Genomic DNA, 18,155 nt, shown 5'->3' with positions numbered 1-18,155 from the left:
CTGGAGCCTAATCCAGTCTATTCTACATTAAACTGTCCCATCATTCCGGCATCTTCATGCTCGAGGATGTGGCAGTGGTACATGAACAATCCTTTATGATCAAATGTTGCGATTGCTCTCACCTGCCGCCTCCCTGGCCGGGCATATTGCCGCTCATACCAACCATGCTTCTCATGAAAAACCTGCCTCCGGCTATGACTAATACAAGAATGTTGATTGCAGCTATGCCAATCTTTTTCAACTTTTTACGCCCTCCTTTGGTGTCCTCGTTATTTTTCTCAAGCTGTTTTATTTACATTCTATATACCTAGATATGTATTTTATAAGCGCCATTTTTCAATTACAAAAACTAAAGACCCTATCAGCTAAATAAGCATTTTCTGTGGAGTTTAGGCTTCCCTGAAGGTGGTAGTTGTAATTTGAGACAACGAAAAATAAGGGGGGAATTCATATGTTACTTCCAGCCTCAGATTTAGGGTTGATTACGACACATTTACCCGCCCATGACGGCATGATCATGAAAGTAAAGCTGTTGGCAAAAGAAGCAAAGGATGAAAAATTAATAGAGCTGCTTAATAAAAAAGTTGGAATCATGAGAAGCCATGTGCGTATCATGATGGACATGCTTGATCCGGATAAAAGCGACTTTGAGGAGATGCCGGGCTTTGATGAAATCCCGCAAGATCAATTAGAAACAACAACTAGAGGAACTCAGAAAATGGACAGGCACATCGCCATGGAAATCAAGGCTTCAACAGAGGCTATGGCAAAAGATAATTTCGTGTCAGCATAAAAAATGAAGGATCCAAAGGTCAAGCAAACACATATTGAAATGGCACTCAGCAAGTGCAACTCCTCAATATGATCACAGAATACCTTAAGGAAAATAAAGCGGACGTAACTCTACTAGGTACACCGGAAGAACAAAAGAAGGTAGTGAATCATTTCAGCCATATGATGGAAGAATAATTACAAAGTGGAGGTTGAGAAGATGAATCGTGAACCGGAACATGGCAGTGGCAGCCATCACAGCGACTTACAGCAAAAAGGCTTACATGGAGACAGCAGCCAGGCCGGAGGTACCATGACTGAAAAAAATGGACATCATCCAGAACAGGGCCTGAAAGATTCCCACTCTAGCCATGCCGGCCACGAGGGTCACGGCCAGCTTGCAGGAGAGAAGAAGACAGCCGGAGTCCAGGTCGAGTGGGTTTCCAACCCTGAGACAGTCGAAACCAATAAGGAGACGGACATCTTCCTGGAAATCAAGGATGCAGCCGGCCAGGCTATTGAAGGATTCTCTGTTGTCCATGAAAAGGAAATGCACCTTCTGGCGATCAAAAAGGATTTATCCGTGTTCTTGCACCTTCATCCTGAATATCTCGGAAAGGGCAGGTTCCAGATTAAGACGATTTTCCCAAAGGCAGGGAGATATAAATTGTATGCAGATTTCCTGCCAGAAGGGGCGAATCAGCAGCTGGCATCGCATGAACTTGTAGTGACTGGAGCAGAATCCAATGAAGAGATAGATGCTGATAAGGTTCTGAAAAAGAGAGTAGATGACATTGAAATAGAGCTTATCCTCCCGGAAGCAAAGGTAAATGAGCACCTAAAATTGATTTTTGCACTCAGCAATGGGAATGGCAGCCCAATTACTGAACTCGAGCCTTATCTTGGATCTGCGGGGCATGTGGTGATCGTCAGCGAGGATATGGAAGAATTCCTTCATGTCCATCCAGCAGACGAGAACACGAAAGGACCAAAAGTAGAGTATATGACAAGTTTCCCTCGTAAAGGGTTGTACAAGATTTGGGGACAGTTCAAGTATAAAGGGAAACTATATACCGCGCCTTTTGTCATAGAGGTCCAGGAGTAAGCCATACTAAAAAATGCACACTGTAATGGTGTGCATTTGTTTTAGTTCCCCAGTAAAGGAGGTTGAATGTGTTGAAGGATAAAGTCATTGAAGGCAAAGTAAGCATGCCGCAAACGAATAGAGGACGGCTTAAGATCATTACAGTGCTGGCTGTACCGGCAGTTATCGAAAACTTCTTCCAGACAATCCTCGGTTTTGTTGACACCTACTTTGTTTCAAAAATTGGGTTAGCCGAAGTCTCAGCGGTAGGGGTAACCAATGCAGTTCTCGCCATTTATTTTGCTTTGTTCATGGCCATCGGGGTAGCGGCCAATGTAAGGATTGCGAACTTCCTAGGTGCGAACCTGCCGGAAAAAGCCCGGCATATTTCACAGCAATCCATCGTCCTGGCTGCGGTCTTTGGGATTTTAACAGGAATCATAACATTGATTTTTGCAGAGCCGCTCCTGAAGCTTATGGGCATAGAAGCGGAAGTGCTCGAAGCAGGAGCCCTCTATTTCAGGATTGTCGGGATTCCGTCGATTGTGATGAGCTTTATGTTTGTTTTAAGCGCAATCCTGCGGGGGGCAGGCGACACAAAATCTCCGATGAAGGTCAGTATTGTCATCAATATTATCAATGCTGTTTTGGATTACGTTCTCATCTTTGGGTTTTTGTTTATACCGGAAATGGGCATTGTCGGAGCCGCATTGGCCACGGTATTCTCACGGCTGATTGGCAGCATTGCATTATTTTACTATGTAAATCGTACAGAAACGCTTACCTTCCGCAAGGATTACTGGAGTATTGACAAGACTCATTTGATGGAGCTGACAACCCTGGGAGCTCCTGCAGCAGGGGAAAGGCTGGTCATGCGAGCGGGACAAATCGTCTACTTTGGTTTCGTAGTTGCCCTCGGGACGAATGCGTTTGCCGCCCATCAGATTGCCGGCAACATTGAAGTATTTTCTTACATGATTGGCTACGGCTTCGCCACAGCTGCCACCATCCTTGTTGGCCAGCAAATCGGAGCTGGTAACCTGGATGAGGCAAAGCACTATGCCAGATTATCCACTTATCTAACAGTCGGTTCGATGACGGTGCTAGGTGCTCTCCTGTTTTTCCTCGGCGATTGGGCCGGCAGCTTTTTTACAGAAGATCCACAGGTTGTTAACAATATCGGTACAGCACTGAAAATCTCAGGGGTTTTCCAGCCATTCCTGGCCGTATTGATGGTGCTGACAGGCGCATTCCAGGGTGCGAACAACACTAAGTTTCCGATGTACCTGACGGGATTCGGGATGTGGGCTGTACGGACTGTCCTTGTCTATGTCCTTGGAATCAAGCTGGGCTGGGGCCTTGCGGGAGTCTGGATTGCGATTGGCGCTGACATTGCTTTTCGTGCCGTGGTCCTTGCTATCCAGTTCAAGCGCGGAAAATGGATGGCACTCGAAAAAGCGCCAGATCCAGAATCGCACTGCCACCCACAAACAACAAAAGAAAACATGTCCGCCTGCGCCAATAATTATTGACCACAAGCATACAGTTCCGGCTGTATGCTTATTTTGATTCAAATGGTTAGGATGCTTGAAGGTGGACAAAGTAAGGAGTGTGAAACTTTTATTTAAGGATGTTTTTATGGCTCTTTCAATTTACATAACAATTACCATATTACTTCTGCATTTCGCTTATCATATGCAAAAAACGCTGAATTTCCTCCAGAACGCGCTGGTCTTCATGGTGGTTGCGATCATTACGCGCCAATGCGTGACGATTTTTGCGCTTGAATGGCATCTTTTTAAAATGACGGAGGATCATTGGCTGTTCATTTGTTTGATCCTTTGCCGGGACGTGCTGACACCGATGGTCACGGTGCTTTTTGCGAATTATTATGTACGAGCAAAATCGCAATTTTATAAAATAGCAGCCTTCTTGATTTCATTGGTAATCATGCTTGCCATGCATGAACTGGCTGTACAATTCCATATCCTCACTTATGTTAAGTGGAACTTTTTCTATACGATTTTGTTGAATGCCGGATTCCTGCTCTCGGCAGCAGGAGTTTTAAAGCTGGTATCATTTATTCAAAAATTGGAGAATCGACAAAATGAAAGTTTATGATTCAGCATTTAATGAAAATGAATGGTTTGTGATTATCAGCATTATCGTCATGAACCTGACTATATGGTTCGCCCCAAAAATTTTCAGCAAGCTGGAGAGTGTCGGCTATTATCTTTTCGGCATATACATAGGCTTGTTCTACGACCATACCCTGTCAATTAAGCCCTGGGATTTTTATGATGTCAACGACAACTCATCCTATCAGTTCATCGATTTCATGAGCTATATCATGTATGGACCATATGGGTATTTCTTTCTTTATTTTTACGTAAAATGGAACATTCGAGCGCTAAAAATCATTCCTTATATCCTATTATGGTCGGCACTCTCGATGCTGCTGGAGTGGATTGGGCTCAAGGTCGGCCTGTTTCATTTTGACAAAGGCTATAAAATGTATTGGTCATTCCCGATTTACCTGCTTTCGCAGACGATGATCATTGTGTTCTATCACTTAAGTACCCGGCATGAAAAAACTGGAAACAATCAAAAAACTCAATTATAATTTTAAGGACTAAGGGTAGAGTTGAGGGGATTTGTCATGGTAATAAAAAGTGCAAGGCGGTTCATCACCGTTATTTTGCAGTACATAGTAGGAGTACTCCTGTTTATAGCCATCGGGAGCCTGCCAGTCCTTTTGAGGGATTTGACGTTTGATACGGAGGGTTATTTTCACAATGTAAGGGAGTTGGCTTTTAAGATTTTCACATTAAGTAATCTAACTTACGATGGAAAGCATGAGATGCTGCCGGCGGTGATGGACCGCTTTTTCTATTCAATGAAGACATTGGGCAGTGCCTTTTTTACGGCATTGTTGTTTGCATTCCTGCTTTCTTATTTGATCGTCCTCTTTTATGAAAGGAAAAAAGACTATATTTTGAGTTTTATAGAAATCATCCGGTCAGTCCCTGATGTATTGTGGATGTTCCTGCTGCAGGCGGCTGTGATTTGGGTTTTAAAAACTTTCGGGGTGAAATTCGTCCAGACGACCTCGCTTGGTAGCGATAATCAGGCAGTCCTGCTGCCGCTGATCAGCCTGAGCCTGCCGATTTTTCTTTTTTTGACCCAGGTCATCGTACTCAAGATTTTTGAAGAACTGGATAAACAGTACATCACTTTCGCAAGAGCAAAAGGGTTATCTCGCCTTTATATGCTGAATATCCACGTAGTCCGGAATATCAGCCAGGACCTCCTTTGCCACTTTAAGACGGTTATCTGGATGATGCTATCCACCCTTGTGATGGTCGAGTATATTTTTAACCTGGATGGATTGATGCTGTTCAATATCAAGCATATTTCAGTAGAGCTTTTTGTCTTTACCTGTATATTATTTTTTACAGTGTTTTTCGTCATTTATAGATTAATAGAGTTTAGAAGGTACACGATATGAGCAGATTGCTGAAAAAGAAAAAATTCATATTTGGAACATCATTCCTGATTATTTTAATGACACTAAGCATTTTGAATACTGTTTTGAATGACGGCAAAATCAGGCAGATTCCGTACGTCTATAATGAAGATGGGACTTTGGAGAAGGCACCGCCATACCCGCCTTTTGATGTTTTTATTTTTGGCTCGGATATGTATGGCTATGATTTGCTCCATACCGTTGTCGAAGGGGCGAAGTATTCCATCGGGATCGTTTTGATCGTGGCTTTCTTCAGGATGTTTTTTGCGGTCATCTTTAGCTATTTTCTATTCCGCACACCACAACGAACATTCAATGTCATTAAGGCAATATCAGAACCATTATCCTTTTTTCCACAGACCTTGATAGCGTACTTCCTCTTGAGCACGGTTGTCTTGTATACAATCGAGGGATTCCATCATCCTTTTTGGGTCAGAGCGCTGTATGAATTCATCATTTTGATCCTGGTGGCACTGCCATCCTTGACTGTTCAGCTTGTCGAACAAAAACGGCGCGTCTGGAATGAGGAGTTCATTGAATCCGCCATTACTCTTGGCGGCTCAAAGCGCCATATCTATTTTAAACATGTTCTTCCGCAACTGTACGAGGAGTGGATTTTGATGTTCGGCCAGCAGTTCCTGCAGGTGCTGACACTGCTAGTTCATCTGGGCGTGATGATGGTACTGTTCGGCGGCACCATCATGGGCGACGGCCCGCCATCATCAGTCACCCATGAATGGGCAGGGCTGATCGGCCTGAATAAACGCTTCATGCTTGCCCATGAATGGATTGTCTATGTGCCAATCTTGTTCTTCACTCTGACCGCCCTAAGTGTGGCGATGATCAACAAAGCCTTGAGCGACTTTTTCAAGCAGAAGGATAGGGTCAGAAAAAATAGGGGCATATAGGGGTAGCGATGGCTATAACACTTTCGTACTATAAAAATACCCCGTTGGATGAATAGTCTGCGCGCAAAAATTTTGCCATAATAGTGTTCAACAAAACTCTTCGTGAGTTTGGCCCATTCATTGGCTAGTGGTATCCCCATTCGGCCAGTGAGTGGGTTTTATTTGTGTTTTGAGCACTCCCACGATAAAATTAATTAACTGAAAATTCTAAACTTAAAGGAGGTGCGCTGTTTGGAAAAGGCACTTTCACAAAGAAGGGAAAAGTCGGCAAAGCTGTTCATGAACTCGATTTCATTGATTGGCTGGCTGCTTATCCTTCTCTCTCTTGTAAAATTGGAACCGCCAGGCGAACCGGTTGTTTTAGCACTTTTATTTTTATTCCTGCTTATTAGCGAGTACTATCCGATGCCGGTTTGGAGAGGGCATACGGCGATCACATTCCCGGTGGTCTATGTTTTATTTTTGCTGTATGGATTTCCTTATACAGCGATTGCCTATGCAGGAGCCGTCCTGATTGTGAATCTCATTCATAGAAGGCCAGTCCGGACAGTATTGTTCAACCCCGCCCAGCTGGTAATCAGTTTTTACGTTGCAGCTAAGTTGCTGCCTTTGATGGAACCTCTGCTGGAAAAGCTTGCACCCACAGCGATTATCCAGGGAATGCTGGGTTATATTTTCCTGCTGGCAGTATATGTTCTGGTCAACAACGTGATTGTAGACCTCGTTCTGGTTATCAGGCCACAGCATTATTCTTTTAAAATGTGGAAGCAAAAGACGCTCACGGAACTGAATAGTGCGGGTATTTCCTTGATTTACGGAATTACCCTGTATGTCGTGGGCAGCCAAAATCGCGGTGAAATCGATGTATTTGCTTACTTCTTCTTTTTCTCTCCGCTAGTCGGGATTTCCCTTTTGAGCGCGACGATTGCCAGGTTGAAAAGAGAGAAGAATCGTTTGAAGCTTCTTTTTTCGATCACCTCCGAGTTGAACCAGATGCTTCCTTCACAGGACTGGCTTTCGGCTTTACGAGGAAGCTTTAATGAATTGATTGGTGCAGAGGCCAGTTTATTATGGGTCAAAAAAGATGATGAATGGGAGCTTAGCTTTAAAGATGGAAGGACACTATCGAATTGCGAATTGCCGCCAGAAGCATTTGCTGAATTTGATGGAATGCGAAACCCTGTAGTCTATAATGACCGCAAAAAGGATGGCGGAGTTGCAGCTGTTTGTTTTGAAGAAGACGTGAAGGCGTTCGTCTATTCGCCACTTGTCATCGAGAACGAAACAATCGGGATGTTCATCATTGCCAGGAGCCGGACGAAAAGCTTTGAGGACCACGATGTTCAATCCATTGCGACGCTTGCCAACCAGCTGGCCGTCATCATCAAGACACGGATGCTTTTTACCGAAAAAGAAAAGGTGATTGTCCTGGAGGAACGGAACCGGATCGCCCGCGACATTCATGACGGAGTGGCCCAGACACTTGCCGGGGCAGTGATGAAGCTCGAAACGGCGGGGAAGAAGTTCGATAAAAACCCTGAGGAAACAAGGAAGCTTGTGGACGAAAGTGTCATGGGTCTCAGGGAAAGCCTGAAGGAAGTGCGCGAATCGATCTATGCATTGCGCCCATATCCTACTCAAAAAGCGACACTGGCTGAAGCGATTCTAAGAAAAATTGAAGCCGTCCAGAAGGAATACCAGCAGGACATTGAATTCGAGATCAGGGGGCAGGAGCAGGAGCTCAGCCCGATGGTCGAAAAAGTCCTGTTCGACACATTTCAGGAAAGCCTTCATAACGCTATCAAACATTCTCAGGCAATGAAGGTTGAAGTTCTCTTAAGCTATCAAACGGAGCATATACTTTTAAAAATCAAGGATGAAGGAAAAGGATTCTCGCTGTTCCAGGCGATGCTGAAAGCGAGGAACCAGCCGCATTTTGGCATTTTGCAAATGAATGATGCCGCTGAAAAAATCAACGCCTCCCTGCAGATCGACAGCAAGGAAGGTTCAGGAACGGAAGTCAGCATCACCGTTCCTAGAATGGGAATCGAGGGGGAAACGACAAATGATCAGGCTCATGCTAGTGGATGACCATGCCGTGCTCCGTGACGGGCTCCGCAATATCATTTCAGTTGAAGAAGATATCGAAGTCGTCGGTGAAGCCGTCTCCGGTGACGACGCACTATTACAGGTAGAAAAATGCAAGCCGGATATGATTTTAATGGATATCAACATGCCGATGAAAAATGGCGTTGAAGTCACGGGCATTTTGAAAAAGAAATACCCGCATATCAAAGTATTGGTACTGACAATGCACAGCCACGAGGAATATTTCATGTCGGCCATTCGCGAGGGAGCGGACGGCTACTTATTGAAGGACGCGCCTTCTGACCAGGTCGTCGAGGCGATCCGGACCGTAGCCCGCGGAGAATCAGTGATCCATCCATCGATGACGAGAAAACTGCTCGCCTTCCACCAGCAAAAAGAAACACAGAAGGAGGACACGACCCTGACAGAGCGTGAAAAGGAAGTGCTGCTCTGCCTGGTCGAAGGCCTCAGCAACAAAGAAATCGCCGACCGCCTGTTCATCAGCGACAAAACCGTCAAAATCCACGTCAGCAAGATCTTCAAAAAGCTGAACGTCAAAAGCCGCTCCCAGGTCGTCATCCACGCCGTCCAGCACCAGCTCGTACCAATCCCGCCGACATCCAGCGGGGCATAGATTATTTATGAGAGTCCCTGAGAAAGGGGCTCTTTTATGTTATGTAGGAAGCAGTGATTTTTGACAGGATCTCGCGCCCTGCAGAATTTTGTGTCACTCCCGAATTTTGCGATTATCTGTGCCAGTCTATGCAAAATTGGTTCATTAATTTGTACTTTGAGGTGAATTCCGCATTTTTTGACAATCTACTAGCAGATTTGAGGAGAAAAACCTGTTCGAGAGCCGATGTGTCTAATCAGGAATCAATCTGGAAGATTAATCACTATGAAAATGAACAGAATCACTACGAAAATGAACAGAATCACTACGAAAATCGCGATAATCACTACGGAATTTTCCATAATCACTACGAAAACAACCTTAATCACTACTTTTTACATTTTTTGTAAAATAAATGAGGTGAATTTAATGGAAAAGCCAATCCAATTAATAAAGTAACTCAATCGAAATAATATGCATAGCACCTTTATCCTGCCAACCTTGGATACTACTTTAGTAGTATCCAAGATTAGTACAGAGGATATTATTTTTTAAATACTATGCAGAATGGTTTTCATGTAAATATTGTGGGAATATTAAGAAAAATAGCTAAGGAGCTGAAAAATTGAATGAAGTTTAAAGCTGCATTTTTATCATTTATTCTCATGGCCGCGACGGTCTTTGCTTCGATTGTTCCTGGAACAACGACAAAGGCAGTTGAGCCTGTCAAAGCTGTGGTTGACTCCGAGCTGACGAAAAAGCTTTTGACGACCATCACCCCGGTCGAAGCAATCGTTACTTTTAAAAGCGATGAGGGTGTTCTGCCTGAACAGGTAAATCTTCTGGAGAAGGTTGGGATCACGAAGGGTTTGACGCTGAATAGCCTGCCGATCGCAGGAATTCTTGCGACAAAATCACAGATTGATCAGCTTGCTCAAAGCGATCAGGTCGTCTCCATCTATTTGAACAAGAAGCTGGAATATGAAAATGCGGAAGCGACAGATATCACTGGAGTTGACCAGGTTCGTACAGATGACACAATGAGAAAGCTGAATGGCGGCTTGCCGGTAACTGGCAAAGGGATTGGCGTCGTCATCAATGACAGCGGAGTTGACGGGACGCATCGTGACCTGGAGTTTGGCAGCCATCTCGTCCAAAATGTGTTGGGCTCGACTAATCTTAATGCGATTGATGCTACCTTGCTGCCAGTAACTTATGTTGAAAATGTGCCGAACACTGATTCAAGCTCCGGACATGGCACGCATGTAGCAGGTATTGTTGGCGGAACTGGCGAAATGTCAGGAGGGAAATATGAAGGAGTCGCTCCTGGTGCGAACCTGATTGGCTACGGATCAGGCGCGGCGGTCGCGATGCTTGATACAATTGGCGGTTTTGATTATGCGCTGACCCATCAGCAGCAATACAACATCCGCGTGATCACGAATTCATGGGGAGACACAGGTGACGCCGGGACTGACTTTGATCCATACAACCCTATTAATATTGCAACGAAAAAACTGTACGACCGCGGAATCGTGACGGTTTTCTCCGCAGGGAACTCAGGTCCGGACGCAAAAACCATTTCAGGGAATTATAAAAAAGCTCCTTGGGTCGTTACCGTAGCCGCTGGAGATAAGTCAGGAAATCTGGCTGATTTTTCTTCACGCGGCGAAGAGGGCCGGGGCGGAACGGTAACAGTCGATGGCCAGACATGGAAGTGGGTGGATCAGCCGACAGTGACTTCCCCTGGAGTAGACATCATTTCGACGAGAGTCATCAGCCCGCTCGTGGCGCTTGGTGCTACAGCTGACGCTGAATACATTGAGCCGGCGTATCTGCCATATTACACGACGATGAGCGGAACATCGATGGCCGCTCCGCATGTCACCGGCATCATCGCTTTGATGCTTGAAGCTAATCCGTTGCTGTCGCCTACCGAGGTAAAATCAATCCTCGAAAAAACAGCCACTTCTATGCCGGATTACGCGGTATGGGAAGTCGGCGCTGGCTACGTGAATGCTTATAATGCGGTAGATGCTGCTTTTAAGAAGAAAAAATAATGATTAGTTGATCTCCCTTGCTTGTGCAAGGGAGATTTTACTCCCCCGCGAAGGATTTTTTGCAATGCTGAGGAGAAGACTCACGAATTTAGCGAGAATCCGGCAGAAAAATATTTTTCTGACTGGAATAGACACTCCAAATCTAGAAAATTACCTTTTTTAATCCTGTATTTTCAAACTGGAAAAATTATTCTCTTGCTCAGCCGAGCTAATTGCACGGAAATTCATCGGAATTGCGCGTTCAAGGACATTAATTGCACGAACTTAGACAATAATTGCACGAAGAAACCTGCTAATTGCACCGTCATCCTAATTTTGGAAAAAACTAAACGAAAAAACATCAGCACTACCCATCTATAACTTTTGTACGATACAAGAATAGTCATTACGGAAATTTATTTTATAACCTTTGAAGAATAGTTTTACAGAGGGGAATTCACGATAATTAAGTTAGGAATATTCGAAATTCTATAGAACGAGAGGAGAATATCATGAAACGTTTTATGTATCTGCTGTTAGCCTTGTTGCTCGTTTTTCCAGTATTTTCTGCACCTCAGGGGAAGGCGAGCAGCCTGGCGGTCATTGATCCGCTGGTCAGCAAGGCGCTTGATTCTGCAAGTTCACTGGAAGTCATCGTCACTTTTAAAGGGGACGGTGCTCCAACCAGCTCCCAGCTATCCTTATTAAAAACGCTCGGCATCGAAACGGGAATCAGCATGAAATCCCTGCCGATAGCCGGAGTCATTGCGACAAAAGCGCAAATTGAAAAACTTGCGGCAAACCCGGAAGTTCAGTCGATCTACATGAACAGAAAGCTTACTTACTTCAACGCAGATGCCACCGCAATCACAGGCGTCGATAAAGCCAGAACAGATGACAGCTTCCGCAAAGCAAACGGCGGCCTGCCTGTTTCCGGAAAAGGAATTGGTGTCGTCGTAAATGACAGTGGAGTTGACGGAACTCATAAAGATCATGAACTTGGTAAAAACCTTGTCCAGAATGTCATGGGCTCCACAAACCTGAATGCACTTGCACCAGGCTTGCTGCCGGTCACATACCAGGAAAACGTACCGAACACTGATACCAATTCAGGCCATGGTACACACGTAGCCGGAACGGTCGGCGGGACAGGAGCGATGTCTGGCGGAAAATACGAAGGAGCTGCGCCGGGGGCGGACTTAATCGGTTACGGTTCAGGAGCGGCATTGTTCGTCCTGGATGGAATCGGCGGTTTTGACTACGCGATCACTCATCAGTCACAATATAATATCCGCGTCATCACAAATTCATGGGGTTCATCAGGAGACTTCGATCCGAATGACCCAATCAATATTGCCAGCAAAAAAGCGCACGACCGCGGAATTACGGTTCTTTTTGCGGCAGGTAATGAAGGACCGGGAGAAAACACCCATAACCCATATGCTAAAGCTCCATGGGTCATTTCAGTCGCTGCAGGAGTCAAAGATGGGACGCTGGCTGATTTCTCTTCAAGAGGCACGAAAGGTGTAGGCGGAACGTTTACAATGGATGGAAAGGAATGGACTTGGAAGGATGAACCGACCGTGACGGCTCCTGGTGTGGACATCGTTTCAACTCGTGTCATTGCGCCAGTTTCAAGCCTGTCTGCCGATCAGGATGCCCAAACAATTGAAACGGCGTACCTTCCTTACTACACAACGATGAGCGGTACATCGATGGCGACTCCGCATGTTGCGGGTATCGTTGCCTTAATGCTTGAAGCAAATCCATTATTATCTCCTGGTGAAGTCAAGCAAATCCTTGAGCAGACTGCTACGAATATGTCAGGCTATGAAACGTGGGAAGTCGGCGCAGGCTATGTGAATGCCTATGCTGCAATTGATAAAGCGTTCAACGATACAGCTTATGGTTCAACGTTAAATTCAACTCAGACATTCTATAGCAATGTTGACTCATCAACGGAACGCAAGGAATTTTCGGTAGATTACAACCCGCTGACATTTATCTCTGACAATCAATATGAATTTACAGTCGAAGAAGGAATGTCCAGTCTTGTGGCAAAAGTCGACGGTGCGGGTCTCATGGAACAAACGGGCAACCCGATCAACCTTGTGCTGATCGCTCCGGATGGCACAGAACACAGCTCGGGTGTCAGCCTGCTGTTCCCGCTCTACTATGATCGCACCGTATCGGTGACTTCTCCGGCACCAGGGGCATGGAAGGCTGAAATCCGCGGACTTCGCGGTGCGGATGCTAATCCACTCGGCGTTGCCCTGCCTGAAACAATAAAAGGAGAAATGGCCTTCACGAAGGTCAGCGGTTTCTCCGGCTTGAACGATATTTCCGGCCATCCAGCAGCTGAAGCGATTAAAATGGGTGTAAGTGAACGATTATTCGACGGCTTCTCGAATGGAGCCTTCAAACCAGATGCGCTTTTAACAAGAGCAGAACTGGCAAAATACTTGGTGATGGGTGCTGAGATTAAGCAATCATTGCCAGCGGCACCGAGCTTCTCAGATGTTTCAGGCGCAGACTTGCCATTCGTCGAAGCAGCAACAGCAAAAGGAGCATCCTTCCGCGACCAACAGCATATCCAGAAGGGCGTCATCTTGCCTAAAACTAACGGCAAATTCGCACCAAAGGATGGCGTGACCCGCGCGGAGCTGGCATACTCACTGGTTCAATCATTAGGTCTGCAAAAGGAAGCAGAGGAATTCGACGGACAGCTGACTGTCCAGTATAGTGACGAAAGAATCGCAATCTCAGATGCGTCAGAAGTGCCTGAGCACCTGAAAGGTTACGTACAGGTAGCTCTTGACCTGAATATCCTCAATGCGAAATTCGCTGTCACACAGGGTCCGTATGATCTGGAACCAAAGGTAACAGCCAGTTTTAGCCCATCTGTAAAAAATACACGAGGTGACTTTGCTGTTGCAATGACACGTTACTATAACGCTTTTCTGAAATAAGGTAAAATGAGAACAGGCCGAAAACGGGTCTGTTCTTTTTCCATATAGGGGGAGTTTGTATGCCTAAAATAGAAGCTGTGTTTTTTGACCTTGATGGCACCTTGCTGGACCGGAATGCTTCTGTCGTGAAATTTATCGAAGACCAGTATGATCGCTTTTGGCCTGAATTGAGTTTGATAGACAAACAGCGATATAAAAGCAGATTCATAGAATTGGATGCAAGGGGATATGTCTGGAAGGACAAAGTATACCGCCAGCTTTTAAAAGAATTCAATATCAGGGACCTGACATCGGACGGCCTCCTGGAGGATTACATGATGAATTTCAAGCATTCATGCATCGCTTTTCCGTATTTGCACGAGGTCCTTGGTGATCTCCGACAGATGGGAATTAAACTCGGATTAGTCTCGAATGGCAAAACTCCATTCCAGATGGACAATATAAAAGCATTGGGAATTGAAGGATACTTTGATTCAATCCTGATCTCAGAAGCAGTTGGTTATAGAAAGCCTGACCCACGAATTTTCCAGCGAGCACTTGACGAACTTGGAGTATTGGCGGCACACAGTATATTTGTGGGAGACCACCCTGAAAATGATGTGGTAGCAGCCCGGAACTTTGGGATGATTGGAATCTGGAAGCGGGATGACTATTGGGAGGAGGCTGAGGCAGATTTTATTATAGAAGATTTAAAGAGTCTGCTAAGCATTATCCTGGAAGGAGCTGTTTTTCATGAAAGACTTTAAAATTACATACGACCCGCCCAATGCAGTTGAATATATCAATCTGCGCCTAGAATCAGGAATGAGCCACAAATCGCTGGAAGCTGCCCAGATTGGATTGAAGAATTCATTGTTTGCTGTTGCGGTTTATGATGAGTCAACGTTGGTGGCGATGGGCCGGATTATTGGCGATGGCGGAGCCTTTTTTCAAGTAGTCGATATCGCGGTTAAGCCGGCGTATCAGGGGAAGGGTCTTGGGAAACTGGTATTGAGGGATCTTATGCAATACCTTGATAAGCATACTTATGAAGGTTCGTACGTCAGCCTGATTGCGGATGCCCCGGCAAACAAGCTTTATGAACAATTTGGTTTTGACTATACTTTTCCTCATTCATATGGAATGTTCCGAAAGTACTAGCTGGATATAAATGGAAAAAAACCCCTGTGTTATTAAATAATAGGAAAGGGTGTAATTATACTCCGCTTGGTATTCTTTTGGGGGTAGAGGTATGTTCTAATAAGACGAGCGAAACTCAAAAACTAGTAATTTTAGATTAAAGGATGGTTGAGATCTAAGATGAAATATGCACCTGAAGATATACAAATGATCAAAGACCAGCTTGGCAGCCAATCATTATCTACTATTGCCAGAAGGTTGAATCGAAGTATCACGGCCCTTGAAGTGAAGATAACGAGATTGGGGCTCTCCCACACAAAATCCTACACAGGAATGCTGACCGCCGGAGAACTGGCAAAAGTCCTCAAGATTGACCGAAATACCGTCATGCAATGGATCCTTAACCATGAACTGGATTCGCATCAGCGGATTACCCGAAGCAAAAAGAAATTCACGTTTATCAACACCGATGAATTCTGGCTGTGGGCCGAAAAAAATCGCCATAAAATTGACTTCTCCAAGCTCGAACCTGACGCACTTCCGCCTGAACCCTATTGGGTAGCAGAAGAACGTAAAACTCCACGGCAAGTCAAGAATTACAAAGCGTGGACCAAGAATGAAGAAAAGCTAGTCCTTGAATGGCACTGCTGCGGAAAAAACCTGGCAGAGATTTCTGATATGCTCGGGCGGACAAGAGAATCCATTCGTAAAAAAATCAAACGCCTCACTGAATAATTCATAATGTAGAAGGCCACAAAATATGGTAAATACTTTTTGACTCTTGTAATACTTGTAAAATAATAGTATATTTTTCCTACAATAGTATTGTTTAATATTTACAGAAATGTCGTCTCACGTCCCCGGGAGGAGTCTTTATGGATATTTATGTTGCCAGGCAGCCTATATTTGATATAAATGAAAAGACAGTTGCTTATGAATTGCTATACAGGAACAGCTCGGTCAATAATTATCAGCACACGGATGGGGACCAGGCTACAACAGATGTAATCGTAAATAGTTTCTTGAATATTGGAATCAAAGAATTATCGAATGGCAAGCCTTGTTTTATTAATTTTACTGATAAACTATTAAAACTGGGTGTCCCTTCATACTTCAACCCATTATCCATCGTAGTCGAGATACTGGAAACAGTGGAACTGAATGAAGACATCCTGGGGATTTGTAAAGAGCTGAAGGAGCATGGGTACACGATTGCGCTTGATGATTTCTTTGTTTCGCAGTGGAACGAATTGACTGTTCGAATTTTAGATTATGTAGATATTATCAAGATTGATTTCCGGACGACGAGCCGAAGTGACAGGCAGGAAATGATTCGTTTTATTAAGGATCGGAACATTCAGTTTCTTGCTGAAAAAGTCGAAACGATTGAAGAGTACATAGAGGCAAAAGAAGATGGATTCGTTTATTTCCAGGGTTTTTATTTCAGCAAACCTGTGATCTTGAACAGCTATGATATCCCATCCTACTATCATTCGTATTTTCAGATTTTAAAAGAAATTGAGAGTCCAGAGCCTGATCTTGAAAAGATTAAGGAGGTTATCGAAAAGGATATATCTCTTTCCTATAAACTTCTGAGGCTGATCAATAACCCGGTTTTCAGGCCAAGGAATGAGGTTTCCTCGATAAAGCAAGCCATCATTCTATTAGGGCTTAATGAAATCAAAAAGTGGATTTATGTATTAGCGATCAGGGGAGCAGACAAAGGTTCGGGCGGTACGAAGGAAAGGGAAATCATCGAGCTGTCGCTAAAGCGCGGGAAACTAGGCGAGTTGATCGGCAGGAAGGTCGGCAGAGAAGTGCTGGCGTCAAAATACTTCCTGCTCGGAATGTTCTCGTTGATGGATTCCTTGTTGCACCATCCGATGGAGGAACTGCTTGAAGACCTGCCGTTAAGCAATGAGCTGAAAGATGCCTTATCTGGTGAGAAGAACGACGAATACGTCATGCTCCAATTTTTAAAAGACATCGAACACGCCTTTCACGAAGATGTGGAGCTGACCTTCAATCCAACCAATATGCCTATGGAAGAGCTTTTTAGGCTCTATGGCGAGGCAAGTGACTGGGCTACTAAGGTTTTAAGTGAAGTGAATATTTAAAAGCATGCGGATGCATGCTTTTTCTTTTATGCTGTTATAGTAAAAGCAACAACCAAAACGAAAACAAACTTCTTTTAAGAGGAAGATTCTTGTAACCAGCCTCTAAAAAAGTTATATTTTAAAAAGATGATTCTAAATTTTCGTTATTTCTCTGAATGAGGTGTTTAATCAATTGGTGCTGAAATATTTGTCCGCACTGTTCCTGCCTGGTTTCATGGTTGTGTTTTTCACCAGGGTTGCCTATAACCACATCCTTGCGCTCGTATTGACGGTCGCGTTGATTGCGGCTTCCGTTTATAAAGGATACACAGATTCCTTCCTGCTGATTGTCGTTGATGCCTTTTCTTTGACCGTGGGCTTCTATCTGGCGAACCGGATGATGAAGCGCAACAAGAAGCAGTCATAATTTAAAAGTAAGCCTGTCGGATTGTGTCCGGCGGGTTTTTCTTATTGTCAAAGGAATAAGCCCACTTCAATCAAACGTTTGATTAACGAGGATTCGACAACCTACAGCATCACCTTATAAAACTCAGATACTAATTCGAATGTTTGTTCGCTTTTTGTTGGTTTGTTTTCCCTTCTTTGTGGTAGAATGAGGATATGACTTTTTGACAACTATGTAAGGCTTATATAGAGGAAAGCTCTTTTCAAAATAGTTTCTGAATTAATGAATGCATTCAGGCTGTGAATGGAACTAAGTTTATGAAAAAGAGCCCAGAAATTTAAAATTACAGGAGGCTTTTCTGTGAAGGACCAATTTGAATTAGTCTCGAAGTATTCTCCGCAGGGAGACCAGCCTGCGGCCATCAAAGAGCTGGTGCAAGGAATCCGCGATAACAAGAAGCATCAGACGCTTCTTGGCGCGACAGGAACAGGGAAGACGTTCACGATTTCCAATGTGATCAAGGAAGTGAACAAGCC

General features: G+C 44.5%; 18 protein-coding genes and 1 pseudogene. 17 read left to right on the top strand and 2 right to left on the bottom strand.

The window, feature by feature from the left end:
• Positions 1-17: 17 nt before the first annotated feature.
• A pseudogene (locus ACH0QE_RS06475) lies at positions 18-101 on the bottom strand (multicopper oxidase domain-containing protein); the annotation flags it as partial.
• A gap of 17 nt (positions 102-118) precedes the next feature.
• On the bottom strand, positions 119-241 hold the full coding sequence (locus ACH0QE_RS06470) for a hypothetical protein (protein ID WP_415799874.1): 123 nt from the start codon (positions 239-241) through the stop codon (positions 119-121).
• 210 nt (positions 242-451) lie between these two features.
• On the opposite strand from ACH0QE_RS06470, the gene ACH0QE_RS06465 reads away from it, so the two are divergent.
• The 17 genes from ACH0QE_RS06465 to ACH0QE_RS06385 form a co-directional block, all read left to right on the top strand.
• Complete coding sequence (locus ACH0QE_RS06465) at positions 452-793, top strand: hypothetical protein (protein ID WP_415799873.1); 342 nt, start codon at positions 452-454, stop codon at positions 791-793.
• A gap of 198 nt (positions 794-991) precedes the next feature.
• Positions 992-1,876 carry a hypothetical protein gene (locus ACH0QE_RS06460; RefSeq protein ID WP_415799872.1) on the top strand — a complete coding sequence of 295 codons (885 nt, stop codon included), beginning with the start codon at positions 992-994 and terminating at the stop codon, positions 1,874-1,876.
• Between the two features lie 104 nt (positions 1,877-1,980).
• Complete coding sequence (locus tag ACH0QE_RS06455) at positions 1,981-3,387, top strand: MATE family efflux transporter (RefSeq protein ID WP_415799890.1); 1,407 nt, start codon at positions 1,981-1,983, stop codon at positions 3,385-3,387.
• A 61-nt stretch (positions 3,388-3,448) separates the two neighbouring features.
• Positions 3,449-3,976 (top strand): hypothetical protein, encoded by a 528-nt coding sequence (locus tag ACH0QE_RS06450; RefSeq protein WP_415799871.1) that lies wholly within the window; start codon positions 3,449-3,451, stop codon positions 3,974-3,976.
• Positions 3,963-4,478, top strand: a complete 516-nt coding sequence (locus tag ACH0QE_RS06445; RefSeq protein WP_415799870.1) for a hypothetical protein — start codon at positions 3,963-3,965, stop codon at positions 4,476-4,478. The genes ACH0QE_RS06450 and ACH0QE_RS06445 overlap by 14 nt, the downstream gene beginning before the upstream one ends.
• 36 nt (positions 4,479-4,514) lie before the next feature.
• Positions 4,515-5,363 (top strand): ABC transporter permease subunit, encoded by an 849-nt coding sequence (locus ACH0QE_RS06440; RefSeq protein WP_415799869.1) that lies wholly within the window; start codon positions 4,515-4,517, stop codon positions 5,361-5,363.
• Positions 5,360-6,289 carry a peptide ABC transporter permease gene (locus ACH0QE_RS06435; RefSeq protein WP_415799867.1) on the top strand — a complete coding sequence of 310 codons (930 nt, stop codon included), beginning with the start codon at positions 5,360-5,362 and terminating at the stop codon, positions 6,287-6,289. Before ACH0QE_RS06440 ends, ACH0QE_RS06435 begins: the two co-directional genes overlap by 4 nt.
• Before the next feature lie 231 nt (positions 6,290-6,520).
• Positions 6,521-8,380: a GAF domain-containing sensor histidine kinase gene (locus ACH0QE_RS06430; protein ID WP_415799865.1), complete on the top strand. Its 1,860-nt coding sequence runs from the start codon at positions 6,521-6,523 to the stop codon at positions 8,378-8,380.
• Entirely contained in the window at positions 8,355-9,011 is a 657-nt protein-coding gene (locus tag ACH0QE_RS06425; RefSeq protein WP_415799864.1) for a response regulator, read from the top strand. The genes ACH0QE_RS06430 and ACH0QE_RS06425 overlap by 26 nt, the downstream gene beginning before the upstream one ends.
• A 608-nt stretch (positions 9,012-9,619) precedes the next feature.
• Positions 9,620-11,050: a S8 family serine peptidase gene (locus ACH0QE_RS06420; protein ID WP_415799863.1), complete on the top strand. Its 1,431-nt coding sequence runs from the start codon at positions 9,620-9,622 to the stop codon at positions 11,048-11,050.
• A gap of 491 nt (positions 11,051-11,541) precedes the next feature.
• The gene (locus ACH0QE_RS06415; protein WP_415799862.1) at positions 11,542-13,998 is read left to right on the top strand and encodes a S8 family serine peptidase; all 2,457 of its coding nucleotides are present in this window, start codon (positions 11,542-11,544) and stop codon (positions 13,996-13,998) included.
• 59 nt (positions 13,999-14,057) lie between these two features.
• Positions 14,058-14,744, top strand: a complete 687-nt coding sequence (locus ACH0QE_RS06410) for an HAD family hydrolase (RefSeq protein ID WP_415799861.1) — start codon at positions 14,058-14,060, stop codon at positions 14,742-14,744.
• Complete coding sequence (locus ACH0QE_RS06405; RefSeq protein ID WP_415799860.1) at positions 14,731-15,138, top strand: GNAT family N-acetyltransferase; 408 nt, start codon at positions 14,731-14,733, stop codon at positions 15,136-15,138. Before ACH0QE_RS06410 ends, ACH0QE_RS06405 begins: the two co-directional genes overlap by 14 nt.
• Before the next feature lie 159 nt (positions 15,139-15,297).
• A complete protein-coding gene (locus ACH0QE_RS06400) occupies positions 15,298-15,852 on the top strand; it encodes a DNA-binding protein (protein ID WP_415799859.1) in 555 nt (184 codons plus the stop codon).
• A 140-nt stretch (positions 15,853-15,992) separates the two neighbouring features.
• Positions 15,993-17,234: an EAL and HDOD domain-containing protein gene (locus ACH0QE_RS06395; protein WP_415799858.1), complete on the top strand. Its 1,242-nt coding sequence runs from the start codon at positions 15,993-15,995 to the stop codon at positions 17,232-17,234.
• A 172-nt stretch (positions 17,235-17,406) separates the two neighbouring features.
• Positions 17,407-17,640 carry a CsbA family protein gene (locus ACH0QE_RS06390; protein ID WP_041966402.1) on the top strand — a complete coding sequence of 78 codons (234 nt, stop codon included), beginning with the start codon at positions 17,407-17,409 and terminating at the stop codon, positions 17,638-17,640.
• A gap of 339 nt (positions 17,641-17,979) precedes the next feature.
• Positions 17,980-18,155 (top strand): DEAD/DEAH box helicase family protein (locus ACH0QE_RS06385; RefSeq protein WP_415799889.1); only part of this gene is annotated, 176 nt, incomplete at its 3' end.

The sequence above is a fragment of the Mesobacillus sp. genome (genome assembly GCF_047739415.1).
GTDB lineage: Bacteria > Bacillota > Bacilli > Bacillales > Cytobacillaceae > Mesobacillus.
This window is presented reverse-complemented; position numbering and strand designations above follow the sequence as displayed.